The organism is Frankia sp. CgJB1, from assembly GCF_977947065.1.
In genome coordinates, this window is sequence record NZ_CDWTNB010000002.1 from 18,513 (window position 1) to 44,369 (window position 25,857).

Annotated in this window: 16 protein-coding genes and 1 pseudogene; 8 read left to right on the forward strand and 9 right to left on the reverse strand. The window is 71.5% G+C overall.

Annotation, left to right across the window (positions count from 1 at the left end; translation table 11 throughout):
* Positions 1 to 2: 2 nt before the first annotated feature.
* Positions 3 to 680 carry a hypothetical protein gene (locus AC08OT_RS00535; RefSeq protein WP_476594385.1) on the reverse strand — a complete coding sequence of 226 codons (678 nt, stop codon included), beginning with the start codon at positions 678 to 680 and terminating at the stop codon, positions 3 to 5.
* Between the two features lie 546 nt (positions 681 to 1,226).
* Here AC08OT_RS00535 and AC08OT_RS00540 point away from each other — a divergent pair.
* The gene (locus AC08OT_RS00540) at positions 1,227 to 1,649 is read left to right on the forward strand and encodes a hypothetical protein (RefSeq protein ID WP_476594386.1); all 423 of its coding nucleotides are present in this window, start codon (positions 1,227 to 1,229) and stop codon (positions 1,647 to 1,649) included.
* Here the strand turns inward: AC08OT_RS00540 and AC08OT_RS00545 are convergent.
* Positions 1,613 to 2,752 carry an NTP transferase domain-containing protein gene (locus AC08OT_RS00545; protein WP_476602452.1) on the reverse strand — a complete coding sequence of 380 codons (1,140 nt, stop codon included), beginning with the start codon at positions 2,750 to 2,752 and terminating at the stop codon, positions 1,613 to 1,615. The genes AC08OT_RS00540 and AC08OT_RS00545 overlap by 37 nt on opposite strands.
* Positions 2,753 to 2,787: 35 nt before the next feature.
* Positions 2,788 to 3,774 (reverse strand): GTP 3',8-cyclase MoaA, encoded by a 987-nt coding sequence (gene moaA / locus AC08OT_RS00550; protein ID WP_476594388.1) that lies wholly within the window; start codon positions 3,772 to 3,774, stop codon positions 2,788 to 2,790.
* A 275-nt stretch (positions 3,775 to 4,049) separates the two neighbouring features.
* Between moaA and ppgK the strand changes: the two genes are divergently transcribed.
* From ppgK to AC08OT_RS00570, 4 genes are all read left to right on the forward strand, one after another.
* Positions 4,050 to 4,886, forward strand: coding sequence for a polyphosphate--glucose phosphotransferase (ppgK, locus tag AC08OT_RS00555; protein WP_476595124.1), 837 nt, complete (start codon positions 4,050 to 4,052; stop codon positions 4,884 to 4,886).
* A 294-nt stretch (positions 4,887 to 5,180) separates the two neighbouring features.
* Positions 5,181 to 6,929: a septation protein SepH gene (gene sepH / locus AC08OT_RS00560; RefSeq protein WP_476593417.1), complete on the forward strand. Its 1,749-nt coding sequence runs from the start codon at positions 5,181 to 5,183 to the stop codon at positions 6,927 to 6,929.
* Between the two features lie 158 nt (positions 6,930 to 7,087).
* Positions 7,088 to 7,288, forward strand: coding sequence for a DUF7455 domain-containing protein (locus tag AC08OT_RS00565; RefSeq protein WP_009742431.1), 201 nt, complete (start codon positions 7,088 to 7,090; stop codon positions 7,286 to 7,288).
* Between the two features lie 203 nt (positions 7,289 to 7,491).
* On the forward strand, positions 7,492 to 8,562 hold the full coding sequence (locus AC08OT_RS00570; protein ID WP_476595123.1) for a YihY/virulence factor BrkB family protein: 1,071 nt from the start codon (positions 7,492 to 7,494) through the stop codon (positions 8,560 to 8,562).
* Here the strand turns inward: AC08OT_RS00570 and AC08OT_RS00575 are convergent.
* Positions 8,556 to 10,010, reverse strand: a complete 1,455-nt coding sequence (locus AC08OT_RS00575) for an LCP family protein (RefSeq protein ID WP_476593419.1) — start codon at positions 10,008 to 10,010, stop codon at positions 8,556 to 8,558. The genes AC08OT_RS00570 and AC08OT_RS00575 overlap by 7 nt on opposite strands.
* Positions 10,011 to 11,078: 1,068 nt before the next feature.
* Here AC08OT_RS00575 and AC08OT_RS00580 point away from each other — a divergent pair.
* Positions 11,079 to 12,485, forward strand: a complete 1,407-nt coding sequence (locus AC08OT_RS00580) for an aminopeptidase P family protein (protein ID WP_476593423.1) — start codon at positions 11,079 to 11,081, stop codon at positions 12,483 to 12,485.
* 221 nt (positions 12,486 to 12,706) lie between these two features.
* Here AC08OT_RS00580 and AC08OT_RS00585 read toward each other — a convergent pair whose 3' ends face one another.
* Entirely contained in the window at positions 12,707 to 13,048 is a 342-nt protein-coding gene (locus AC08OT_RS00585; protein WP_476593420.1) for a histone-like nucleoid-structuring protein Lsr2, read from the reverse strand.
* Positions 13,049 to 13,712: 664 nt separating this feature from the next.
* Here AC08OT_RS00585 and AC08OT_RS00590 point away from each other — a divergent pair.
* Complete coding sequence (locus AC08OT_RS00590) at positions 13,713 to 14,039, forward strand: hypothetical protein (protein WP_476593421.1); 327 nt, start codon at positions 13,713 to 13,715, stop codon at positions 14,037 to 14,039.
* A 358-nt stretch (positions 14,040 to 14,397) separates the two neighbouring features.
* Here AC08OT_RS00590 and AC08OT_RS00595 read toward each other — a convergent pair whose 3' ends face one another.
* The 4 genes from AC08OT_RS00595 to AC08OT_RS00610 form a co-directional block, all read right to left on the reverse strand.
* Positions 14,398 to 15,222: an ABC transporter ATP-binding protein gene (locus AC08OT_RS00595; protein WP_476593424.1), complete on the reverse strand. Its 825-nt coding sequence runs from the start codon at positions 15,220 to 15,222 to the stop codon at positions 14,398 to 14,400.
* Between the two features lie 206 nt (positions 15,223 to 15,428).
* The gene (locus tag AC08OT_RS00600) at positions 15,429 to 19,328 is read right to left on the reverse strand and encodes a SpoIIE family protein phosphatase (RefSeq protein ID WP_476602457.1); all 3,900 of its coding nucleotides are present in this window, start codon (positions 19,326 to 19,328) and stop codon (positions 15,429 to 15,431) included.
* 227 nt (positions 19,329 to 19,555) lie between these two features.
* A complete protein-coding gene (locus AC08OT_RS00605) occupies positions 19,556 to 22,165 on the reverse strand; it encodes a bifunctional acetate--CoA ligase family protein/GNAT family N-acetyltransferase (RefSeq protein WP_476602453.1) in 2,610 nt (869 codons plus the stop codon).
* A 47-nt stretch (positions 22,166 to 22,212) separates the two neighbouring features.
* Positions 22,213 to 23,481: an acetoin utilization protein AcuC gene (locus AC08OT_RS00610; protein ID WP_476592078.1), complete on the reverse strand. Its 1,269-nt coding sequence runs from the start codon at positions 23,479 to 23,481 to the stop codon at positions 22,213 to 22,215.
* A gap of 150 nt (positions 23,482 to 23,631) precedes the next feature.
* On the opposite strand from AC08OT_RS00610, the pseudogene AC08OT_RS00615 reads away from it, so the two are divergent.
* Positions 23,632 to 25,737 (forward strand): annotated as a pseudogene (locus AC08OT_RS00615) (acetoacetate--CoA ligase).
* Positions 25,738 to 25,857: the final 120 nt, after the last annotated feature.

Here is a 25,857-nt window from a genome sequence, read left to right on the forward strand (position 1 = left end):
GGCTACTGACCTCGGTCCGTCGGCTCGATCGTGAAGGACTTGGCGACATCGCCGATCTGCTGACCATGCGTGGCGTAACACAGCGACGAACACGCGAGGATCAGCTGGTAGAGCACTCGCTGACCATTGTCGAGCAGGCTCGTCTGATCAATAGTGACCAGTCCGGCCTGGGTCTGCACCTGGTAAACGAGGTGCACCCCGTGCACACCGTCCTTCTTGTGCACAACCTCGTCCGCGAGTAGCAGGAAGTTCGGCGTCAGCCGCGCACCGTAGGGGTTCTGCCGCACGGCCTGCTCCTGCGCGGCCACCGCGTCGTCGACGGAGAGGACGAAGTTGCGCAGATCGTTGGTGGAGACCGCGTTGGCCTCCTCCGGGAGCAGGTGGCGAACCTGGACGAACCCCTTCGGCTGCGTTGCGTCCGGCATGAGGAGCCGGGTGTTGTCGAACCGCTGGGCCGCGTCGATGCCGACGACCCATTCCCGCGACATGAGACCGCGCAGCATCTCGGGGCTGACGTTGCGGGCGTCGATCCCGAAAAGCGCAGGCCCGGGCATCTCCTGATGATTCCACCCGGTCGGGACGCGCACAAACGCGCCGTCCTTCTTGTTGGTTACGTATTCGTAACTCGGCGAGCCGCAGGCAGCGGCGGCGAGGAACACCGAGACGATTACGCTGAGCATCAGCAGGGTGCCAGGGGCGGACTTTCGGCGCGGACGTGTCATCCGACGTCGAGCCTCCACGGCGAACCTCCAGCTTCGCGAGGTTGAACACATGGTGCGGCGCCGGGCCATGGTCCTTTGCTTTCCTTCGAAAAGTGTGACTCAGGACGGGGTCGACATACGCAACCTTCGCTAAAAAGAGAGAAAGTACATACCCTCCGCTGTCGAATGCTCCGGGTGCCCGACGCCGCCCCGGCACACCGAATCCCGACTCGGTGACCGCAGGAGTCAAGACGGTCACAATAAGTCATGATCTGCCTGCTGGGTAACACGAACGCCGACATCGAGGTGGACGCCGCTGCCCGGCCTCGGATCGGCCTGTGCGGCATACCCCGATCCCCCGCTGGTCGAACCAACGTCCCCGGCATGCCGCACGCCTCCTCCAGGTCGGGCCCCAGGTCGGGCCCCGGGTCGGGTGAAACACCATCCCGGGTGAGGCACCCTGGCCGCACTCGGGCGGTGCGGCCACGGTCGGGCCGAACGCGGCATCCCAGGCACACTGTCGGTATGGCACACTATCGGCATGGTCGTAAGATTCCCGCGCTTCGTCCCGCGCGGCGGCACCTCATCGGCGGACTGACGGTGGTCGCGGTGTTCGTCCTGGTGGGGCTGGCCGCCTGGAACCCGGTCGCGGCCCTGCCAGCGCTCGCCGCGATCATCATACTCGGCGTGATCGACTGGGTCGTCGTGACGGCCTCCCCCATCTCCGGCGACCTGCCCTCCGGACCTGCCGCCTTCGCCGGGGACGAACCTGGCTGGGAGGGCGGGATGGACACACCGACGCAGGTACTGCCGAGGCTGACCTTCGGATATGCGCGGGCGTCGGCGCGTGGCGAGGAGTACGCGGAGCCGGACCAGGACGCGGTGCACACCATGGCGATCGACATGCGCGGCTACCTCGACGAGGCGAGTCCGGGCCGGATGGGCTGAGCGGACCCGGTCCGCGCCCGGAGGCCGAGCACGGCCGACGTCGCCGCGCGCGCCGCCGCGGCCTCCCGCTCATCATCCGTACCCCCCTCGCCGGCACCCTCGCCCTCGCCTTCGCCTTCGCCATCCTCACCGTGGGCACCGCCCGCGTTCCGGCCGGCGGCCAGACCGACCAGGAACGCGGTGAGTGGCGCCGCGGGACGCGCGACCCCGCGGGCGACGTCGCGCGCGAGATCGAGGACGGCGCCCACGTCGATCCGTGCCGCGTCGAGGCCGAGCTCGGCGCAGACGTCCGACACCCACTGCGCCAGGACGTCCCGCTCCAGGAGGTTCTTGTCCAGGACGTTCTTGTCCAGGACGTTGCCGGCACCCGAGCCGACAGCTGCGGCGGGCGGCGGGCGATGACGTCCGGCCTCCGGGGGCGGCGGGCCCACCGAAACCCGATACTCGGACCGCGACTGGTGCTCAGGCTGCTGGTCATCGGCGGAGGTCATAGGTCCATCGTGCCGGGCCGGGCCACGCTCGCCCACCGCGGCCCAGCGGCGGGCCCGCGCCACATCCGCCGGTTCGTCGCAGTCGAGGCAGGTCTGGGCGGCCGCCTGGACCGCGGTCACCGGACGGTCGGCGAACAGGCCGCGCACCGGGCGCCCGATCGGATCCGCGGGTAGCGCCGCCCACAGCGAGGCCGTCCGCCACACCGCGGCCAGAAACTGCCGGCGACCGTCCGGGTCGACCAGCAGCGCGGCCTGCGCCGCGGGATCCTCGACCCCGCGGCGCAGCAGCGCGATCTCCCGGCCGGTCAGGAACGGCAGGTCGGCGGCGAGGACGGCGACGAACGGTGTGGTGATCTCGACAAGGCCGGCAGCGATCGCCGCGACCGGTCCCCCGCCGGGCGGATCCTCCCGACACCAGCGCACCCGATCAGGCGGAACCGGATCGACGACCAGGTCGCGCCGGGGACCGACGATGACCACCCGTTCGGCGTCCGGCACCGCGGACAGCACCCGGTCGAGCAGAGTGGAACCGCCGACCAGCACCGCCGTCTTGTCCCGGCCGCCGAGCCGGCGCGCCCCACCCCCAGCCAGCACCAGGGCACTCCAACCCACGGGGGCACCGGCATGCGACCCGGACCGGGCCACCGTCATCCGCCGATCGCGGACATCGGCCGGTCCGGCTGCCGAAAGGTCGGTTCGTCGATGCCGTGCCCCGCCTTCTTGCCCCGCACGGCCGCCCGCCACAGAGCCGCGAGCCGCTCGTCGTCCGCGCCGGCACGCATGGAGGTCCGCAGATCGCTCTCCCGCCGGGCGAACAGACAGTCACGCACCTGGCCGTCGGCGGTCAGCCGGACCCGGTCACAGGCCGCGCAGAACGGCGCCGACACCGAGGCGATCACCCCCACCCGCCCAGGCCCACCGTTCACCTCGAACAGCTCGGCGGGCGCACTGCCGCGGCCTGGCAGCGGCGTGAGGGTGAACTCCGCCCGCAGGCAGGCAAGAATCTCGCCGGCCGTCACCATCGTGTCCCGACGCCACGCGTGCTGCGCGTCCAGCGGCATCTGCTCGATGAATCGCAGCTCGTAGCCCTTCCGCAGACACCAGCGCAGCAACCGGGGGACTTCGTCGTCGTTGACGCCCCGGGCGAGAACGCTGTTGACCTTGACCGGGGTGAGCCCGCTCGCGGCGGCGGCGGACAGTCCGGCCAGCACGTCGCCGAGCCGCTCCCGGCGGGTGATCCGGACGAACCGGTCCGCGTCCAGCGTGTCCAGGGAGACGTTGATCCGGTCCAGACCGGCGGCCCGCAGCGGGCCCGCCAGGCGGGTCAGGATCAGGCCGTTCGTGGTGACGGACAGTTCGGGCCGCGGCCGCAGGGCCGCGAGCCGCGCCACCAGCTCCACCAGACCCGGACGCAGCGTGGGCTCACCGCCAGTAAGGCGGACCTCGGTCACGCCGAGCCGTCCAACCGCGACGCCGACCAGCCGGACTACCTCGTCGTCGGTCAGCATCCGCTCGCCGGGGAGCCACGCGAGCCCCTCGGCCGGCATGCAATAGGTACACCGGAGGTTGCAGCGGTCCGTCAACGACACCCGCAGGTCCGTCGCGATGCGACCATGGGTGTCAGTGAGGCTCATTCCTCCAGGGTAAGAGCCGTTCGTCTGAGTCGCGGCTCGTCCCGAGCCGGGCCACGCGGCGGCGGGCTCACCGGCGGGACGCGATCGGGACGAAGAGGCCACGACGTGGGCAGTCGGACCGTGGCCGCCCCGATCGCCTGCGAGACTACGACTCGTGCGGTCGACGGACGTCCGCGGTCGCTGGGCAGCGGTTCGGCCCACGGCACCGCGGCGGCACCGGCGGCACCGGCGGCACCGGCGGCAGGGTCAGAACATCGGTAGGGGAGGGCTCGGCGATGCAGGTCTTCGGGGTTGACGTCGGCGGAAGCGGGATCAAGGGCGCTCCGGTCAACGTCGAGGACGGGTCGCTGGCCGCGCCCAGGTTCCGGCTGGCGGCTCCGCAGCCGGCCGAGCCCGCCGCAGTGGCCGCGACCGTGGCGGAGGTGGTCGGCCGCTTCGGCTGGTCGGGACCGGTGGGAGCCACCCTCCCCGCAGTGGTTAAGAACGGGGTGGCGCTCACGGCGGCGAACATCGCCCCGTCCTGGATCGGCACCGATGTGGTCTCCCTGTTCGCCGAGGCGCTGAGCGGGTCGGCCGCCGCCACGGGCCCGGTGGACATCACCGTGGTGAACGACGCGGACGCGGCGGGCATCGGCGAGATGGCCTTCGGCGCCGGGCGCGACACCACCGGCCTGGTCGTCGTGACGACGTTCGGAACCGGGATCGGTACCGCGCTGTTCCTCCACGGCCAGCTCGTGCCCAACACCGAACTCGGCCACCTGGAGATCTCCGGACACGACGCGGAGACCAGGGCGTCCGATGCGGCCCGGGAACGCGAGGGCCTCTCCTGGGAGAAGTGGGCCAAGCGGGTGACCAGGTACCTCAACACCCTCGAGGCGCTGCTCTGGCCCGACCTCATCATCATCGGTGGTGGGGTGAGCAAGAGAGCGGACAAATACCTCGACCAGCTCGAGGTGCGTACCCGAGTGGTCCCCGCGCAGCTCCAGAACGAGGCGGGCATTGTCGGCGCCGCCATCTCCGGCCTGGTCGACCAGAACCGGCCCCGACCGGCTGCCCGGCCCGCCCGCCGCCGAGGTCCCGCGACCCGCCCCCCGGGCGGCAGGCGACCATAATCCACCGGTCGCGAGTCCACTCGTCCCGGATCCGGACGTTCCAGATCCGGACGTTGCGGATCCGGACGTTGCGGGACTGCCCGAACAGGCCCAACACGGTCAGACTGTGCGTGTCGCCCGCCGCCACGCCCGCGACCGACGCCATCAATGGCAGGCTGTCAGCTACCGGGATGCACAGGTTGAAGGCGGGTTGACGCATCATGTTGACATCCGCTCCCAGGCGCGTCCGGCGCAACGGTCCGCCCGCCGCGGCACGGCGACAAGCGGTACGGCTTCGACGGAGGAGGAGGCGCCATGCGCGAGCTGCGGGCGGTCGCACTCAGCGAGGACGGCGGCTACCTCGTGCTCACCGACGCGAACGGCAGGACGGACGGCGAGCAGTTCCGGGTGCCCGTGGACGACCGGCTGCGCGCGGCCCTGCGCGGTGTGCGTCGTAGCGAGGTGCGTACCGAGAGCGCGCTTACCCCACGGGAGATCCAGGCCAGGCTGCGCGCCGGGGAGACCGCGGCGGAGGTGGCCAGGGCCGCCGGGATCCCGGTGGAACGGGTGGAGCGCTATGAGGGTCCCGTCCTCGCCGAACGTGCCAGGGTCGTGCAGGAGGCGCGGGCCGCGCTGCTCCCCAAGGATCCGGGGGGCGTGCCGGGACGGCCGTTGGGCGAGGTCGTCGACGCGCGGCTGATGGGAGCCCAGGACAATCCGGCCGCAGCGCAGTGGGACGCGTGGCGCCGCGTCGACGGCATCTGGCTCGTCCAGCTCACCTCGGAAAGCCGCTGCGCCCGCTGGACGTGGGATCCGGTGGTGCGCCGGGTGCGCCCGCATGACGACGCGGCCCGCACCCTCGTGGCGCCGGAGACGGCGGAGCAGCCGGCGCCGGTGCCCGCACCGTCATCTCTACCGTCATCCGTACCATCATCGTCGGCGGCGCTGCGGGCGGCGGGACCGGCGCTCACCCTTGTGCACGACCAGGGCATCCCCGCCATTCCGGTCAATCCCGCCATTCCGGCCAATCCCGCCACCCCGGTCCAGCCGATGGTCGCCGCGGTGCCGGAACCGGGCCCGCCGCCGGGAACACCGGCTCCGCAGCACAGCCTCCCCGAGCGGCAATACCCTCTGCCCGCGGCGCTGCCCTCCCATCCGGCCGCGTCGTATCCCGGGGACACCGCGGGCGGTGGAATCGCGCCCGAGTCGCCCGAGTCGCCCGCCCGTCCGGAGGCGATCCAGGCGGCCGAACCGCAACCCGTGGTCGCGGACACCCGATCCGCGGACACCCGATCCGTGACCCCATGGTCCGTACCTGCCCGGTCCGCGGACCCCACGGCCCCGGGAGACCCGCGGTCGGCGGAGCGGAAGGCCGCCCGGGCCGAGGACGCCGAGTCCCTGGACCGTCCCGTCCGGCCCGAACCGATCCGCGGCGAGGTCTCTCGCCGGACGGCCGCGACGGGGCGAGGCGTTCCCGGCGGCCGCCCCAGGGTGGGGTCCGCGTCCGGGACCGGGCGATCAGGAGTGAATTCCCGGACGGCCGTCGCGCCGGCCGGTCCGCAGCCCGTGACATCCGCCACGTCTCCCACCGGGACAGCCGCCAAGCCGTCGGTCCCGGGCTCGGCGCAGGTACCTCCCGTCGCCGCCGTGGAGCGGGGCGGGACAGCCCCCGCCGAACCGGAGCCGTCAGCCCCAGCCGCCGGTACAGCAGCGCGATCCACTCCCGCCGAACCGGCCGCGGCAGCGGGCACCGATGCCGCCGCAGCCGCCGTGACCTCGGCACCAGCCGCCCGCGCCGCCGGATCCGGCACAGGTTCCACGCCCGGGGCGCGCCGCACGGCGGCCCGGCGGGAAGCCTCCGCCAAGGCTCCCTCCGCGCAGACGGAGGAGGCGGCGCCGGACGGGACCGACGAGACGACCGTAGACACATCGAACGCCTCCGCTGCGTCACGGGCACGTCCGAGTAACACCACCCGTGGGAGCGAACGTCCGGCAGGCGGTCGACGCGGACGCAAGTCAGTGCCAGCATGGGACGACATCGTCTTCGGCGCCCGACGTCCCTGATCAGACGACCGGGCGCCCGGGACGGGTACCCGTCCGTGGTATGGAGGACCACGGACACCACGCCGCTCTGGATGCAACGACGCCGCGAGAGCCGGCTGTGAGTAAACCGTCACATGGTCAGCTGGAACGTCTGACCGCCTAACACAGTTGGAGTAGATGTGACAGGGACTACCACGAAGCCGACGCTGACCAATCTTGATCGTTGCGACCGGTGCGGTGCCCAGGCCTACGTGCGGGTCGTGCTGCCCGGGGGCGGCGATCTCCTGTTCTGCCGACACCACGCGAAGTCGCACGACTCGAAGCTGCGTGAGATGGCTGTTGAGTATCACGACGAGACCGACAAACTCAGCGTGTCCTGAGCTCGGCCGCCCAGGCACACTGAAGGGACACATCCGATGTGTCCCTTTTGGTGTATCCAGTTTGATATATTCAGAATCCTGGTTGCTTCCTTGTTGCTGGCCAGCGGCCCATCCGTTACTCCGGGTGGCCTTCGCCGCGATCACCCAGTCCGTTTCTGGATGCCCTTCGGCACCCAGGAACGCCAGGCCATACGGTGGGGGCCGTGTCCGCCACGGGAAACAAAGCACCGGCTCCCGTGGCATCGTCCCCGGTGAGCGCCCGCTGGATGGTGTTGCTGCGCAGAGTGGCCGTCGAGGTGAATCCCGGGCTGCTGACGCGGGCCAGAAACCATCACGCCGCGGCCTGGACCGCCATCCGGCGCAGCACGCTGTTCCACCGGCTGCCCCGGGGACCCCTGCGACTGGCCCGTCGGACCATCACCAATGCCTGGCGGCACCGGGTCCTGGGGCTTGCCGCCGAGGCGGGATTCTGGCAGCTGCTGTCCCTGCCCCCGCTCCTGTTGTCGTTGTTGGGAACGCTCGGCTACGTCGGTGACGCCATCGGGGCCGACGCCCTCGACAACGCCCGGCAGAGCATCCTTCGCGGCGCAGGCGACCTGCTGACCGAATCGGTGGTCGACGACGCGGTGCGCCCGACCATCGACCAGATCCTCTCCCGTGGCCGACCAGACGTGATCTCCATCGGTTTCGTGCTGTCCCTGTGGACCGGGTCAACCGCGATGGCGACCTTCGTCAACACCATCACCATCGCCTACGGCCAACGCGATCTGCGCTCGGCGGTACGCAGCCGGCTCCTGGCGCTGTGGTTGTTTCTCGCCCAGGTGGCCAGCGGGGTCATTCTCTTGCCTGCGCTGGTCCTGGGGCCCGAACTGATCTTGCGGATCTTCGACGCCGGTCGCCATCCCCTCGTCAGCGCCCTGATCCCACTGCTCTACTGGCCGGTCGTGGGACTCGTGGCCCTGGCGATGCTGACCTCGCTGTACCACCTCTCGCTGCCGGTACGCCAACCCTGGTGGCGGGCGCTGCCCGGAGCGATCCTCGCGCTCGTCTGCTGGCTCGTGGGCAGCGGCGTGCTGCGATACTACCTGGAGATCGTGTTCAGTAACGAACTGGTCTACGGCTCGCTCGGATCACCGGTGGCGGTGCTGCTGTTCTTCTACATCACCGCGCTGGCCGTGCTGTTGGGCGCGGAGCTCAACGCGGCGCTGGACGAGCAGCCACCGCGCCGTCAGGGCAGCCACTCGGCACTGAACGCCTCGAGGCCACCTCAATAGGTGCAGGACACCCCGCCCGCGTCACCCGGGACGGACCTTCCCGCCGCGCTGGCCGGGGACCAGACCACCGGTACCGCAGCGGACACCGGTACCGCAGCGAAGGAGCCACCCCCCGCGCCAGCCGGGAGTGCGCCGGTGGAGCTCCCGTCGGCGACACGACCGCCGAAGGGCTTGAGGAAGGCGCCCAGCTGGGCTGGCTCAGGAACGAGGACGCTCTGCCCCCCGCGAGTACCAGCTGCCGCCGGCACCGTCGTGAACGCGACGCCGCCCGATCCGATCGACTGCATCCGCACCGCGAGAAGCCGGAGGTCGGCGAGAGAGGTGGCCTCGTCGAGCGTCAGCGCCGAGGTGGCGGAGTCGACCACCCCGAGCAGCTTCGCCGGGTTGAGCAAGGTGTCCGTCGACGCGATCCGCTGGAAGACGGCACCGAGGAACTGCTGCTGGCGGCGGATGCGGTCGATGTCGCTCTCGGGCAGGCCGTACCGCTGCCGGACGAAGGAGAGGGCCTGCGCTCCGTTCAGCGTGTTCTCGCCGACCTGACCGGAAAACCCGGAGTAATGGTCGTGCAGGTTGTCGAAGCCCCGTGCCTTCAGCTCGGGGGGAAGCTCCTTGATGCAGACGGTGACCCCGCCAAGGGCGTCCGTCATCCCCTGGAAGCCGATGAAGTCGATCTGGACGTAGTGGTCGACCCGGATCCCGGTGAGGTTCTCGATCGTGGCCACAAGCAGGGACGGCCCGCCGTAGGAGAAGGCTGCGTTCAGCTTGGACCGCTGCGCCGCATGCTGCGTGCCCGCCGCGTCGGTGTACGCGGGGATCCGCACCCACAGATCCCGGGGGAAGGAGATGAGGGTCGTCGAACCGTCGCCGTCGAGGTGGGCGAGGATGGTCGTGTCCGACCGCTGCCCCTCGACCTGGCCGAACTCGCCGCTGGTCCCCGTCCGGGTGTCCGACCCCACGAGCAGGATGTTCTGCGTTCCACCCGATGCGGACGCCGGCCGGTCCGCGCTGGCGGAGAAGGTCAGCGGGATGTGGCGCACCCTGCCGTCGTAGTGCTTCAGCACAGCCCAGCCACCGGTCGCCAGGATGAGGACGAGGGTCGCCAACACTGCGGCCACGGCGGTGAGACCGCGCCATAAGCCGCTCTGCCCGGGTTCCGCGGGACCCTCCGGGGCCGGCCGGTCGTACCGGGGCTCGGCCGCCGGATGATCGACGGGGTACCGGCCGTAGGGATCGGGGTAGGCGCCCGGAGGTACGCGCGGCTCGTCATCGTGGCCCCGCGGAGCGGGCCGGTGCTCCCGGCGCGGCCACTGCCCGACGGGCCAGTCCTCCTCGGGGGCCCGGCGCGGGTCCCGCGGGTCACGGACGGACCGGCCACGCCGCTCGCCGTCCCGTACCGTTCCGGACGATCCGGAGGCCAGGTCATGGCCGCGTCCTCCTCCCCCATCCACCGGGATGAGATCATCCGCGCCAATGGCGCTGCCCGAGGCCGGGACCGTCCACCACCGGCGCGAACCCGCCGGACCACCTTGGCACGACGTGGGCGCGGACGGACCGGAACCCTCCCGGACAGTCTTTTCGATGGTGACGGGTAACGGGCGTCATGGCATTCCCAACGGGTTGTCGGATGTGCGACCCCGCAGGCCCCCGGCCGGCCCACGGACCGTACGGACTCCGACGCCGCCGCCCGGACCGTCCCCGCCGAGCCGAGCGGTGGCAGACCCCCGGGTGGCGCCGAGCATCAAGACCGGTCGCGGGCCCGATCCCGATCCTGCGATCCCGACGACAACCACCGATATCGGGATGCGCGACAATAATGCCGGTCTCCGGTGGTGTTCGCGACACGCAGTGCAGTACCCGAACCGAGTGCAGTGCCCGAACCGCACGATGCCGGTGGCTATCGGACCGGCATTACGGCACGCCGAGGACGTCCGCACCCGGACCGACCTGGTCCGTGCAACGTGGACCCGCCTTCCCCGCCGACCGGAAGATGAGTTAACGGTCCACGACGGAAGGTCACAACCGACCGGATCCCTCAGATCTCCCACAACCGATTGCGTGCCCTCGTTAACTCACCCGAAGTGGGAGGAACAGTCTTCGTGGAAGGGTCCGAAGGCGGCGAAGTGGGTAGCGGCGCCCGGACCCATGTCGCGACGCGACCGCCCACATCGGCCCGGCATCATCGCGGCGGTGCGATGCACCAAATGCCCGGCGGACCCACGACGGGAAGTCCGGCCGGCGCGCAGGGCATGGCGGTACGCCTCGCGCGCTACCCGCCGTCCACAACGGGGCCTACCGTTAACGTTATGAGTGCCCAGTCCCACCAAAGCTCACCTCCACCGACCGGCCCGGGGGTGCCCGAGAGCGCGCCGGCCGGGCGTGATCCGAACCTCATCACGGCCGACGAGCCGGGCGTTGTCCCCACCGGGGCCGGTGAACCTCCGGCATCGGATGATTCCGTGCGCGAACCTGGGCAGGCCAACCACGACGAGGAACCACACGCGGCGTTCCGGCGGTTTATGTCGACCGGGTGGGCGCCGATTGACGACACTGTGCCATCCCGCGATGACTGCGCACCCTACACCGCGAAACGTCGCGCCTTGTTGGGTTCGCGGTTCCCGGCGGACGCGCTTGTGGTGCCGAGCGGCGGTCTGCGGGTACGGGCAAACGACACAGATTTTCCGTTCCGTCCCGGAAGCGACTTCTTCTGGCTGACCGGCTGCCATGAACCGGATGCCGTGTTGGTTCTGCTACCCAACGCGGCCGGTGAACATGATGCGGTGCTCTATGTCGCCGGGCGGTCCGACCGGTCGAGCTCCGCCTTCTACACCGACCGGCGATACGGGGAACTGTGGGTCGGTCCCAGACCGGGGGTTCGGGAGACCGCGGCACAGCTGGAGATCGAATGCCGGCCGCTCACGGAGCTCGCGGACGCGCTCGCGCGGTTGGCACCGGGAAACACCCGGGTACTACGCGGAGTCGATCCGGTCGTGGACGATTCGGTGCTGCGTTGGCCCGGCCGGGGTGGACCAGGAACCGACCGCGATCTGGCCCTCGCACAGGCCCTTTCCGAGCTGCGACTGCTCAAGGACGACTTCGAGATCGCCCGATTGGACGAAGCGATCGCCGCAACCGTGCGCGGCTTCACCGAGTGCGTGGGAGAAATCGGTCGGGCGATGGACCTGCCCAACGGAGAACGATGGTTGGAGGGGACGTTCTGGCGGCGGGCCCGGGTGGACGGCAACGATGTGGGATACGGTTCCATCGTCGCCTGTGGCCACCACGCCACGACGCTGCACTGGGTCCGCGACGACGGGCCGGTACGCGCCGGTGATCTCGCCCTGCTCGACATGGGGGTCGAGGGACGGTCCCTCTACACGGCCGACGTCACCCGCACGCTCCCGATCAACGGACGGTTCACCGAGCTGCAGCGCCAGGTCTATGACGTGGTTCTTCACGCCCAGCAGGCCGGGATCGACGCGGTCCGGCCGGGAGCGTCCTTCCTGGATCCGCACCGGGCCGCCATGCAGGTCATCGCCACGGCGCTCGACGACTGGGGGCTCCTGCCGGTCAGTGCGCAGGAGTCGCTGACCGAGGACCCACGCTCCCCGGGAGGGGGCGTCCATCGCCGCTATACCCTGCACTCCACGTCGCACATGCTCGGGTTGGACGTGCACGACTGCGCGCAGGCGCGCGACCAGACCTATCGCGACGCGGCGCTGGAACCGGGCATGGTATTGACGGTCGAACCGGGCCTGTACTTCCAGCCGGACGACCTGACGGTTCCGCCGGAGCTGCGGGGCATCGGCGTCCGGATAGAAGACGACATCCTGGTCACCAGGGATGGAAGGCGGAACATGTCCGCCGCACTTCCGCGAACCGCAGAAGACGTCGAAAACTGGATGGCCCGGCAGCTGCCGAACTGACGGAACGAACAGATCTGGCGATAGACTGCGCTGGCGGCGACGCCAATAGTTCCTGCCACACCGGCCCGGTCGGTGTGGCAGGAACCTGACCATGCAAAACCTGATCACACGATCTTCGGTCCGCCGGATCGCGCGGCCCGTCGTCCAATACCACGGGCACTACCGCTACAAGGGGTTCCACTGCCCCGGTCCCTGCCGCGGAAAAGCAGTCAAGACCAGGATCAGTGGGCCTTGTCGTACGCCTCGACGATGTTGGAAGCGATACGCCCCCGGTCACTCACCGTGTAACCGTTGCTGCGCGCCCACTCGCGAATGTCGGCGGTACGGTCGGTTCCGCCGGTACGGCGCGAAGCGGCACGCACACCACGCCGGCCACCCGCCGCCCGACCGCCAGAACGGCGAGCCGCGGTGACGAACGAAGCCAACGACCCACGCAACTTCGTGGCGTTCTTCTCCGACAGGTCGATCTCATACTGCGCACCGTCGAGTCCGAACCGGACGGTCTCGTCAGCCTCTTCTCCACTGAGATCGTCAATCAACGAGACGATGGTCTTCTGGGCCATGCCACTCTCCTTCAGGTCAGCGGACCGCAGAACTCACGCGTCTATTATTACCACGAGAACGCGGGGAACTGTCACGCCTGGTTCGCCGGACTCGCAAGCTTGGGTCGCCGAAGACGAAGTCAGCGCTCAACGCACGCCGCCCTGGCAGTCGGAGTGCGGAACCCAAAGACAGGGAGCAAGCTCCACATGATAGAGGGATGATCATGTTCTGCGAATCACACCTTCCCAGTCGAAAGGCCGGCCGCAAGCGGACAGTTGGGCAGGCGTGGACCGGGCGGCGTCCATGTCCTCCGACCTTGAGACACCGATCGTGTTCGTCTACCGACTCCCGTGGACGATTGCCCGGCAAACGGCGGGCAACAGCCGTCGGCGCCTTTGGGGTGGTGGTGCCGCGAGCGGAACCGACCGGTACGAATGCCAAAGGGGATCGCCGCGCCGGATGAGTACCCCTGATTCCGGCGCCGCTGCTATGGGCCGACCCACGGACGAGTACCCGCGCACGTGGGTGGTAGACGGTGCCAACGTGATTGGCTCCCGGCCCGACGGGTGGTGGCGGGACCGCCCAGGAGCGGCCGGACGGCTGGTCGATGCTATTTCGGCGCGGATCACCCGTCCCGGCACGCACCCGCGGCCATCATCGAGGCCGGAATGGCCTGAGCGGATCGTGGTCGTTCTCGAGGGTGCGGCGCGAGCCGGAGTTCCCGAGGGAACCGTACGGCCCGGAAAGATCACACCCGAAAAGGTCGGGCCCGCGGGAGTCGCGCCCGAGAAGGGCCGCCACGTTCCAACGAGGGCGGACCGCGCGGCACCGACCATCGTCGTCGTGCACGCCCCCGGGCACGGCGACGACGCCATCGTGGCGGCGGCGCGCGACGCGGTCGCGCCCGTGGTCGTCATCACCTCGGATCGGCAACTTGCCGTCCGGCTGAGGTCGCTCGGCGCGGGTATGCGACGGTCGGGATGGTTGTGGGACCTGCTCGACGAACGATGAACGACGGCCGATCAGCGACGGCTCCCGGGACGACCGGCGGTCGGCGTCCGGGGCGTCGGCCGGCCCACGAACGGACGAGCCCGGAGAGGGAGCACGATGGCCGCCACGAAAAAACACACCGGCGATACCGGAAAAGGCGCGCTACGACGGGCTGAGGCCGCTTGACGAGGATGGATGGCCCACCGGGCCGTACGCGCAACGCCGGGACCGGACGGTGACTCGGGACTGGATCACGCCGGGAAAATCACCGCACCCCGCCGATCGTGCTCACCCGGCCATCGACCGACTCCGGTCGCGGCCGATCGGCCCATGAACGGACAAACACCCCGCGGCACAGACTCAGACCCGCGGCACAGACTCAGACCGAGGCGGACACCGGATGCCGGGGAGGCGGTCCGGCGGCAAGCCGGGCGGTGTAGCGACCGGCCGCCACGCCGACATCCAACGGAATCCCGAAGCAGGAGGACAACGCCTCCGCGGTGAGTACCTGCGCGACCGGACCGGCCGCAAGCACCTGGCCGCCGCGCACCAGCAACGCGTGGGTCACCCCGACCGGGATCTCCTCCACGTGGTGGCTGACGAGGACGAGGGCAGGAGCGGTGGGGTCGGCCGCGAAGCGGGTGAGCCGCCGCATCAACGCCTCCCGCGCACCCAGATCGAGCCCGGAGGCGGGCTCGTCGAGCAGGAGGAGTTCCGGGTCGGTCATGAGGGCCCGGGCGATGAGCACACGCTTGCGCTCTCCCTCGGAGAGGGTTCCGAACCGCCGGTCGGCCAGTCCACGGCACCCGAACTGGGTCAGCAGGCCGGCCGCGCGGGTGAGATCGACCTCGTCGTATTCCTCGTCGGCGCGGCCCAGCACGGACCAGCCGGCGGTCACCACCGCGTCGAGTACCCGCTCGTCGGCGGGTGGCGTCTCCACCAGCGCCGGGCTGACGACACCCACCCGGTATCGTAGATCGAGAAGGTTGACCTTGCCGAGACGGGCGCCGAGCAGATCGACCGTGCCCCTGGTGGGAAACAGCCGGCCCGAGGCCACCTGCAGCAGGGTCGTCTTCCCGGCGCCGTTGGGACCGAGGACCACCCAGCGCTGGCCGGGGAACACCGCCCACGACACGTTCCTGAGCAGGTATGACCCATCTCGCACGACATTGACATTGTCGAGGCGCAGCACCGCGTCCGGCATGCAGCTCACGTTACGCGACACCAGACTTCCCGATGCCGCCGGGACGGCCGGTCCACCCGTATCAGGCCGTCTCGTGCCGTATCTGGCAGATCAGCCCGCCACCCGGTCAACCCCGCCCCGGCCGTCCGGATGGATTTCACCTGCCGAGCTGGAGTAAATCAGACATATCTAACAGACCACGCAATTGTCCCTCCATGGCCCTGGCGTCAGTCCGGTTCGGGCGGGGTCGTCCCGGTCAGGTCGATCTCGGCCCACACTGCCTTCCCGTCGGCGACCGGACGGACGCCGTGCCGAACGGCGAGCCGGGAGACCAGGTGGAGCCCGCGGCCGGCCTCATCCTCGGCCGCGGCATGGCGCCGCCGCAGCACCCGGCCGCCACCGTCGGCGACCTCCACGACGGCCCGGTCGCCCAGCAGGCGCAGCCGCACCGACAGTGGTGGGCGACCATGCCGCACTGCGTTGCTCGCCAACTCCGACAGCACCAGGATGATGGTGTCGACGACCTCCGAGGCCAGCGTCGCGTTCTCCAGCGCGAGCCTGGCCTGGGCCCGCACGGCGCGCAGGCTCGCCGCACCGTCGAAGGTGGCGTCCAGGAGGGCCGCCGCGGCCGTCAGTTCACCGGGCAACCGGGCGAACAGAAGCGCGACGTCGTCGGCCGCCGCCGCGTCGACCGTCCCGTCGGCCGTCCCGGAACCCACCGGGCCAGAACCCACCGGGCCGGGGGCGACGGCGGGACCGAGACCGGCACACGCCGCGGTGACCAGGTCGTCCAGATTCGCGGTGAACCTGTCGCTGGTGCGGGCGAGCGCGGCCGCGAGCTGCGAGACTCCGGCGTCGAGGTCGCGCGCACGTCCCCGGACGAGCGCGTCGGTGAACAGGGCGATCAGATATCCCTGTCCCAGTCGCACCGTGTACTCGGTCACGTCCGACCGGGCCACCCCGAGTGGAGACCCCACCGCCATGTAGAGCCTGGAGACCAGCCCGTCCGGCGCGACGACCAGGGGGGGCGGCGGGTGCCCGGCACTCGCCAGCGTCAGCACCCCGCTGTCGATCTCGACGACCGCGTAGATGCAGGTGGCGATCTCCTCCCCGGGCAGGTCCGCGACGATGCCGTCCAGCAGCGTCAACACCTCGGCCGGGGGAAGATCGAGACGGGCGCAGGTGCGGGCCGCCGCGCGCAGCTGCCCCATCACCGCGGTCGCCCGGATCCCTCGGCCCATCACGTCGCCAATCATCAGGGCGACTCGCCCGGCTCCCAGGTCAATCACGTCGAACCAGTCGCCACCGGCGTCGTCACCGACCCCGCCGGGCAGGTAACGGGTGGCCACCTCGAGCCCGGACGGGACGGCGGGCGGAGAACCGCGCAACGCCTCACGCAGTGCCAGCGCATTGCTGCGCTCGGCCGCCCCCCGATCGATCCGGTCCAGGACGACCCCCACCCGGGCGGCGAGTTCGGTCAGCAAGAGCAGATCCGCTTCGGTGAACGGAGGTCGATCCGCAACGGCAGTCACACTCAGTACGGCGACGACGTGGCCGACCCGTACCACGGGTACGACAGCCATCGTGTGGGCCCCCACCTGGCGGATCCACCGCTCGGCGTCGGCCGGCGGATCCCACTCGCCCGCTGCCAGTGCGGCGATCAGCCGCTCGCCCTGGTGGGCGGCCCGGGCGAACGGACTCGTCGGCGACGTCGCCGCGCCGGCCCCCAAGGCGAACGGAGGCACCGTGCCGAGCCCGTCACGAGCCACGACAACGAATGGATGCAGCTCGGGCACCGGCTCGGCCGCCCGGTCCCCCGCCGTCTCCTCGAGACCCCCCGCGGCCCCGGCCCTGTCCCCGGCCGCGTCCCCGGCCCTGTCCCCGGCCGCGTCCCCGGCCCTGTCCCCGGCCCTGTCCCCGGCCGCGTCCCCGGCCCTGTCCCCGGCCCTGTCCCCGGCCGCGTCCCCGACGTCAGCCCCGTCCCCGGCTCTGTCCCCGGCCGCGTCCCCGACGTCAGCCCCGTCCCCGGCTCTGTCCCCGGCCGCGTCCCCGACGTCAGCCCCGTCCCCGGCTCTGTCCCCGGCCGCGTCCCCGACGTCAGCCCCGTCCCGGACGGGCACCGCGGCACCGCTCCAGGACGCCGGGACGGGAGCGGGCGTGCCGGTGACAAGCTGGACGACACACAGGTCGGCGACCTCCGCGACGATCAGCTCGGCCAGGGAGCGCAGGGCGACGGGAGGCTCGACGGCCGCGGCCACGATCCCGGTGGCTCGCTCCAGCAGCCGAAAGCGTCGATCGGCGAGTGCCAGGGCGGCCTGCGCCTCGCGCGTCGCCGCCAGGGTCCGATGACCGCGCGCGGCGTCGGCGGCGAGCTGTTCGTAGCCGGTGGCCCGTTCCAGGGCCTGCGCGCAGGCGTCGGCGATCGCGACGAGGGATGCCTGATCAGCGGCGGTGAACTCCCGCGCCTGGCGAAACCCGAAGGTCACCACGCCGAAGGGTGCGCCGCCCCCGACGGCCAGCGGCAGCATCGCCCAGGCGTGCTCACCCGCCGCGGCGGCGACGTCGGCGACCTCCGGCACCGGCCAGCGGGCGAGCAGCTCGTCGCGGTCGACGAGAAACAGTGCACGACCGCCCCGCATGACCTCCGCCAGCGGATGTACCGCGCCCAGCGCCACCTCCGACCATCGGGCGAGGCCGTCGGCGGGACCCGGCGGGGCGTGGAAGAGTAGCTGGTCGTGCGCCTCGTCCACGAGCGCGACGCCCCGGCTGGCGGCCCCGGCCATCCGTTCCCCGACGTCGAGGACGGTGGCGACAACGTCGTCCACGGTCAGGGTCCGGGCGAGCGCCACGGCCAACGTCGCGGTCTGTTCGGCCCGTTCCGTCGCGATCCGGGCCCGCTGGTCGGCCGTGGCCCGGTCGGCCTCGGCGGCGCGTACCTCGGTGAGATCGCGGATCACCCCGAGCCACTCGCCGGGCCGGCTGTTCGGCCGGCCGGCCGCCGGCATGGGAACGATGCGGGCCTCGACCACCCGCACGGCGGTGCGGTCGCCTCCGCCACCGGAGATCCGGAACTCGGCCTCGAAGGTCTCACCGTGCTCGATCGCCCCGCGCCAGGCGCACCCGACCCGCTCCCGGTCGTCGGGATGGACCACGCCGAGCCAGCCGAACCCGGCCAGCTCCGCCGGATGCCGCCCGGTAAAGGCCCGCAGACGGGGCAGATCGGCATCGAGTGCCCCGTCGCCTTCGGCATGGAACACGTCCATCGCGGCGGCGTCCACGAGACCGAGGTAGCGTGCCTCGGCCCGCGCCCGCTCCCTCTCGACCGCCCGCGTCCCGCTGGCGTCGATCGCGACGAACGCCACGCCCACCAGCCCGACCTGAGGGTCGTTCACCGGATACCAGCTGGCGAGCCACGTCTGCGGCGGTCCGGAACCATCGGTGGCGACCACGACCTCCAGGTCCACCACCGGCTCGCCGGTGCGCAGCACCCGTGCCAGCAGAGCGTCGAGTTCCTGGCCGGTGTCGCCGAGGAGCTCGGAGACGGTACGGCCGAGGTGCTCGTGGACCGGCCGGCGGTCGAACCGGGCGAGTGTGTCGTTCACCCGCAGGAACCGCCCGGCCCGGTCGAGCAGGGCGAGACCGGCCGGGGCCCACGCGAACAGCGCGTCTAGCATCACGAACGTGGCCACGGGGTCGGTTCCCGGGGCGTGTCCGGGCGGGGGAAAACCGGCCCGGCCCGGTCCCGGCAGCCCCGCCGGATCGGACCGGCGCATCCCTGGCGTATCCGGCGTGCGGCGCGGCTCGGTACCGTCGATGAGATCCCGTATGACCGGCTCGGCGGTCACGGCCGGAGCGGCCGGCCGGGCGACCATGGGCCAGCCCTCGGGTAGCTCGGGTAGCTCGGAGCCGGCTCCCCGGTCCTGACGGGGGCCGGTATCCGGGCCGGGAGCGTGCTTAGGGCCGGGGACCTGGTTCGGGCCGGGATGCGCGCGTGGGCCGGGGTTGGTGTGTGGGCCGGCCGGCGGTCCCCCTTGGGACCGGGTGACCGGAGTCGGTCCCGGGGAGACATCCCCCTGGCCGGACGGAACAACGCCCGATGGCCGGGAGGCGGATCCCGGGGGGCTCACGGAGAAGCGCGCACCCGCGGGCCCCGCGCCCACCGGCCCCAGATCCACCGGCAGCGCTTCCGACAGCCCGACGTTCGCCGGCCGGTACATCGGCACGAGAGACGCCTGCCCAGGCATCCCCTCTACGGGGGTACCAGGCGTCCCGGCAGCTCCCGCAGAATCAGGGGAGAGCATCGGGAATGCGCCGGAAGCGGGCCAGACGGGCGGCTGCGCGGAGTGCGGCGACGTCATGGGAGACGATTGTGGACGGCGTACGCATGTTGTGCTGAACCGCCCCGGGTAATCGCCCCGTCCGGAGTCGGGCGGTCCGGTGTCCAGAACCGCCGAGGTCCGACGTCCGCGCGGGGCGCCGACGGCCCAGCGACGATCTCCACGGACAGCACGGTCACCCGCCCGGTCGACACGATCACTGGATCCAACGTGAGATGAATCACCTCCGGCACGTCGTCGGCGAGCCGGGCGATCCTGAGGACCAGGTCCTCCAGCGCGGCGATGTCGACCGGCGTCGAGCCGAGGTATCCCAGCAGCAGCGGCGCCGCCCGCACCGAACGCACGAGGCGCGCCGCGTCGACGTCGGTAAGGGGAAGGATGTGGTGTGCGCGGTCCCCCAGCAGCTCGGTCGCGGGGCCCGCGAGGCCGAACGAGACCAGGGGACCGTACCGGGGATGCTCCTCGGAACCGACGACCACCGGCACGCCGACCGGCGCCATCCGCTGGACGACAATCGGCACCTCCACCCCGAGCTGGGAGCGCAGCGACGCCCATGCCGCCCGCACGGCTGCCGCGTCGGGCAGGTCGAGACGCTGACCGCGCAGGTCCGGACAATGCCGGTAGGATCGCGACCGCGCCTTGAGCGCCACCGGATAGCCGCGCTGGCCCGCCGCCTCGACGGCCCGGCGCGGGGACGTCACCAGGACGGCCGGCTCCACCGTGACGCCGTAGCAGTCCAGCAGGGCGGCGGCCTGATCCTCCGGAAGGCGACCGGTGAGTCCGGCGACGAGCGAACGCGCCTCGTCTGCCCGCACCGCCGTCGTCGGCACGGTGCCGATCGGGCGTGCCCGCCACTGGGCGTAGCCCACCACCCGGCGCAACGCGGCGACGGCCGCCTCCGGCGACGAATAGGCCGGAATGCCGGCGAGCTCGCCGGGCATCTCGCCCCCCTGCACGGCGGCGAGAACCGGGATCTCGATGGTCGCGGCGGCGGCCGCCGCGATCGGCCCGGCCGGGGACGGCGGCAGCCGGACCAGCGTGGCGATCAGCGCATCCGCCCGGTCCGCCGCGGAGGTCAACGCCCGGGTGAGGTCCCCGGGGGAACTGCCAACCGGGAGGAGCACCTCCTCGACCCTGAGCCCGGCCGCGTCGGCGGCACGGGCCGTCAGCCGGACCAGGGCCCGGGAGTCGCCGACGACGGCGACCCGACCGCCCGCAGGCAGCGGCTGCGTGGTGAGCAGCAGCGCGACGTCGAACGCCTGGGAGACCCGGTCGACGCCGATCACCCCGGCCTGCCGCAGAAGCGCGTCGTCAAGGGTCGAACGGCCGGAGTACACGACGATCACCGGTTTACGCCGACCCACCCGCCGGGCCAGCCGGGCGAACTTGCGGGGATTACCGAAGGTCTCCAGATGCATAATCATCGCGTCGGTCCCGGGGTCCTCCTCCCAGTACTGGAGCAGGTCGTTACCGCTCACGTCGGCCCGGTCCCCGGCGGAGACGAAGACCGACAGACCGATCTCGCGCGCGGCCGCCGCCGCCAGGATGGCCCCGCCGAACGGACCCGACTGGGAGTAGCAGCCGATGCGGCCGGCCGGGGGCATCCGGGGCACCATCGAGGCGTTCAACCCCGCCGCCGGATTCTGGATGCCCATGCTCGCCGGGCCGACCACCCGCAGGCCATCCGCCCGGGCCTCGGCCACCAGGGCCACGTCTGCGGCGGCGTCGCGCTGGTCGGTGAGGACGACCAGTCCCCAGACCCCGGCCCGCCCGCAGGCGGTGACGACGTCAGGCACCTGCGCGGGCGGCACGCACACCACGGCCAGGTCGACCGGACGCGGCACGTCCTCGATGCCGGCGTAGGCCTGGATCGACGCCACCGCGCCGCCGGCTGCGGCCGCGGCCGAGTTTACCGGGTAGACGGGGCCGTCGAAGCCGCCGGCGAGCAGGTGACGCAGGACCGCGTTGCCCACGGACCCGGCGGACCGCCCCGCACCGATGACGGCGATCGCGCGCGGATGCAGCAGCCGACCGATCGAGGCGGCCTCGGCATGGTGCTCCCGGGCCCGCATCACCTCGACCGACTTCTGGGTGGGGGTGATCTCGAAGGACAGCCGGACCGCGCCCGAGTCCCAGGTCCTCGAGACCGTGTAACCGGCATCGAGAAAGACCCGGATCATCTGCTGGTTCTCCCCGAGCACGTCGGCGTCGAAGCGGCGGATCCCGCGGTCCCAGGCCGCGGCGGCAAGATGCTCCAGCAGCACCGAACCCAGCCCTCGTCCCTGCTGGGCGTCCTCCACCAGGAAGGCGACCTCCGCCTCGGTCGGCCGTGCGGCGGTGCTCTCCCAGTGGGAGACCGCGACCAGGTCGTCGCCGATCATTGCGACGATGGCGCCGCGCAGCCGCTGGTCGACGGTCGTCATCCGGTGGATGTCGGCGTCACTCAGGGCACGGCGCACGGCGAAGAACCGGAAGTAGATCGACTGGGTCGACAGCCGGGTCCAGAAGGTCCGCAGCAGCGGGCCGTCCGTCGGCAGGATCGGGCGGATGTGGGCGGTGCCGCCGTCACTGAGGATGACGTCGGCCTCCCACTCGGCCGGATAGACGACCGGAGGCTCGGTGCTCACGCGGCGCTCACCCGGTTCTCACGCAGTGCTCAGCTCTTACTCCGTGCTCAACGGTCGACGGTGGGGTCGAGGCCGTGCAACGGCAGCACCTGACGCCGGGTCGCCGCCACCGTCCGGTCCAACGGATCGTCGGGGTCTCCCTCGCCCGCGTCCCAGGGACGGTACCGGACACTCACCCCGTCCCCGAGCGCCCGGGGCATGGCGGCGGCGCCGAGGGACTTCTGCCCGGTCGCCGCCCGCACCCGTCCCGGCGCCGCGGACCGCCAGTCCTCCGGCAGGGCGCGACCGGCATTCAGGGGCACGTGGCCGGCGATCGCCAGCAGCTGCGTCCAGGCCCGCGGCACGACCGTGTCCAGCGCGTACCCGCCACCGCCGCAGGCCAGCCAGCGCCCGTCGCAGACCTCGTGGGCCAGCGCGTGCAGCAGGTCGTAGGAGGCCCGTTGGCCGTCCACCGACAGCGCCAGATCGGCCAGCGGGTCGAAGGCGTGCGTGTCGCAGCCGTGCTGGGTCACCAGCACCTGCGGCCGGAAGGACCGCAGGAGCACCGGCACCACCCCGGAGAAGGCGCGCAGCCAGCCGGCATCGCCGGTGGCGGGGGGCAACGCCACGTTCACCGCGGTGCCCTCCGCGGCGGGAGCACCCACCTCGGTCGGGAATCCGGTGCCCGGGAAGAGGGTGCTCCCCGTCTGGTGCAGGGAGATGGTGAGCACCCGCGGATCGTCGTAGAATGCCGTCTGCACGCCGTCGCCGTGATGCACGTCCACGTCGACGTACGCCACTCTGGTGGCTCCGGCGGAGAGCAACCAGGCGATCGCAATCGCCGGGTCGTTGTAGATGCAGAATCCGCTCGCCATTCCCGGCATCGCGTGATGCAGCCCCCCGGCGATCGACACGGCGTGCCGCGGCGGCCCGCTCCACACCGCCCGTGCCGCCTCGATCGTGCCACCGGTGATGAGCGCGGCGGCCTCGTGCATCCGTTCGAAGATGGGGTTGTCGGCTGTGCCCAGGCCGAACAGGGCCGCGAACCTTGCCTGCGCCGGGTCGGGCGCGGCACGGACCGCGCTCAGGTAGACCGGATCGTGGATCAGGTCGATGAGGTCGTCGGAGGCGAAGGTCGGCCTGGAGATCCGGATGCCCGGTGCGTCGAGAACGCCGAGACTCATAGCGAGGTCCATGGTGAGTTCGAGCCGCACGGGATGCAGCGGATGCGCCGGCCCGAAGTCGTAGCCGGCCATGGCCGGATCCCAGGTCACGACCGTCGGCTCGGCCAGCGGGCGACCGTCGGCCCGCCGCTCGGAATCGCCCGGGACACTCATCTGTCGACCGTAGCCCGATCACGCTCCCGGAGGTAGCGGTGGTATCGGTGACGAGGATCCGGGGCCGTCGATGAGGCACGTAGATCTGCCCGGAATGGCCTAGGGTCAGTGCCCGTGGCAGCAGACCGAGTGACACCGGACCATACGGCGATGGAGGACGGGCGGCAGCCGGCCGGCCGTGGTGGTGGGCCGGTGGCTGCCGGCACGCCGCTGTGGGAACCGCCTCCCCGTCGGATCAGCCAGGCCGCGGTGACCAAACTACCGCGCCTGGCTCGCCGCCGAGCGGGGGGTTGAGCTCGCCGACGACACGCGCCTGTGGGAGTGGTCGGTTACCGACCTGGACGCGTTCTGGGAGTCGATCTGGGATTTCTGCGCGGTCGAGGGGGACCACGGCACCGGTCCGGCGCTCGCCGACGCGGCGATGCCCGGCGCGGTCTGGTTTCCCGGTGCCCGGGTAAACTGCGCGGAGAACGCGCTCACCCGGAGCGGGCCAGCTCCGGCCGTCATCGCCGTACGCGAGGACGGTGCCACGGCCGTGGTGTCCTAGGACGAGCTGCGCCGGCAGGTGGCGAAGGCGGCGGCGGGACTGCGGAGCCTGGGTGTCGCCGAGGGTGATCGGGTCTGCGCCGTGCTGCCCAACACCGTCTACGCGATGGTGGGGATGCTGGCCGCCGCCAGCATCGGCGCGGTGTGGTCGTCATGCTCGCCGGAGCTCGGCCCGACGGCCCTGCGCGCGCGGTTCGGCCAGATCGACCCGAAGGTCCTGATCGGCGTTGACGGCTACAGCTACCGCGGGAAGAGCTACGACACCCTCGCCGCCCTCGCCGCGCTCGCGGGCGACCTGCCGGGACTCGGGGCAAGCGTGATCGTGCCGTACCTGTGGCCGGACGCGCTCTCCCGGGCCCGGGCCGCGGGGCTACCGGGACTGCTCACCTGGGACGAGCTGATGGCTTCGGAGACCTCCGAGCCCGAGTTCACCCGGGTCGCCTTTGACGCGCCGCTGTGGATCCTCTACTCGTCCGGCACGACCGGCCCCCCAAAGCGATCGTGCACGGCCACGGCGGCATCCTGCTGGAGCACCTGAAGTCGCTGGCGTTGCACCTCGATCTCGGTCCGGACGACCGGTTCTGCTGGTTCACCACGACCGGCTGGATGATGTGGAACTACCTGGTCTCCGGTTTGCTCGTCGGCGCGACCGTCGTGCTCTACGACGGAGCGCCCGGCTACCCGGCGCTCGGCACCCTGTTCGGTCTGGCGGAGGCCCTGGAGCTCACGTGCCTGGGCACGTCCGCGGGCTACCTGCAGGCCTGCGAGGACGCCGGGCCGGTCCCGCGCGAGTTCGCCGATCTGTCCAGGCTGCGCACCGTCGGATCGACCGGATCGCCACTGTCCGCAGCCGGCTATGCCTGGGTGTACGAAGCGGTGAGCCCGACCGTGATGCTGTCGTCGATCAGCGGTGGCACCGACGTCTGCACGGCGCTGGTGGCAGGCCTGCCGACGATGCCGGTGCGGGCCGGGGAGATCGGATCGCGCGCGCTGGGCTGCACGGTGCGCGTCTTCGACGAGGCCGGCGAGGAGGTCGTTGACGAGGTCGGTGAGCTCGTCGTGACCGCGCCGATGCCGTCCATGCCGCTGTGCTTCTGGGCCGACCCGGACGGCGGCCGGCTGCGGGAGAGCTACTTCTCCGTCTACCCCGGCGTCTGGCGCCACGGGGACTGGGCGAGGATCACGCCTACCGGTGCCGTCGTCATCCAGGGACGTTCGGACGCGACGTTGAACCGCGGCGGCGTCCGGATCGGCACCAACGAGCTCTACAGCGTGGTCGAGCGGGCCCCCGGGATCGCAGACAGCCTCGCGGTCGACACCGCGGACGAGCGCGGGCACGGCGAGCTGCTCCTCTTCGTCGTCCTCACCGAGCCCGACCTGACCGATGCGGTGGCCGCCCGGCTGCGCGAGGTTCTGCGCGCCGAACTCAGCCCACGCCACGTCCCCGACTGGATCATCGAGATCACCGAGATCCCTCGGACCCACACCGGCAAGAAGCTCGAGGTACCGGTGAAGCGCCTGCTCGCCGGAACCGCCCTGGACGAGGCCGTGAGCCTCGACTCGGTCGCCAACCCCGATGCCCTGCTGCCCTTCGCCGCCGCCTCGGCCCGGTCCCGGCGGTCGGCGCCGGAGCCGGAGCCGGAGCCGAGGACGGGAACCACGCTGGAACCCGGCACCGGATCCGGCGGGGAGGCCGAACCCGGAGCCTGATACGGCAAAGCCGGATCTTCGCCCGGCAAAAACGAAGATCCGGCTTTCATCGATCACGCGATCATGGCGTGACCGCCATGATCGCGGTACTCCTGTCTTCCACCCCCGTGCACCTGTGCA

What these genes read in the sequence shown, in the direction of transcription:
- AC08OT_RS00535 (WP_476594385.1), bottom strand. Translation starts at nt 680, where the DNA reads ATGCTCAGCGTAATCGTCTCGGTGTTCCTCGCCGCCGCTGCCTGCGGC.
- AC08OT_RS00540 (WP_476594386.1), top strand. Translation starts at nt 1,227, where the DNA reads ATGGCACACTATCGGCATGGTCGTAAGATTCCCGCGCTTCGTCCCGCG.
- moaA (WP_476594388.1), bottom strand. Translation starts at nt 3,774, where the DNA reads ATGAGCCTCACTGACACCCATGGTCGCATCGCGACGGACCTGCGGGTG.
- ppgK (WP_476595124.1), top strand. Translation starts at nt 4,050, where the DNA reads ATGCAGGTCTTCGGGGTTGACGTCGGCGGAAGCGGGATCAAGGGCGCT.
- sepH (WP_476593417.1), top strand. Translation starts at nt 5,181, where the DNA reads ATGCGCGAGCTGCGGGCGGTCGCACTCAGCGAGGACGGCGGCTACCTC.
- AC08OT_RS00580 (WP_476593423.1), top strand. Translation starts at nt 11,079, where the DNA reads ATGTCGACCGGGTGGGCGCCGATTGACGACACTGTGCCATCCCGCGAT.
- AC08OT_RS00585 (WP_476593420.1), bottom strand. Translation starts at nt 13,048, where the DNA reads ATGGCCCAGAAGACCATCGTCTCGTTGATTGACGATCTCAGTGGAGAA.
- AC08OT_RS00595 (WP_476593424.1), bottom strand. Translation starts at nt 15,222, where the DNA reads ATGCCGGACGCGGTGCTGCGCCTCGACAATGTCAATGTCGTGCGAGAT.
- AC08OT_RS00610 (WP_476592078.1), bottom strand. Translation starts at nt 23,481, where the DNA reads ATGAGTGTCCCGGGCGATTCCGAGCGGCGGGCCGACGGTCGCCCGCTG.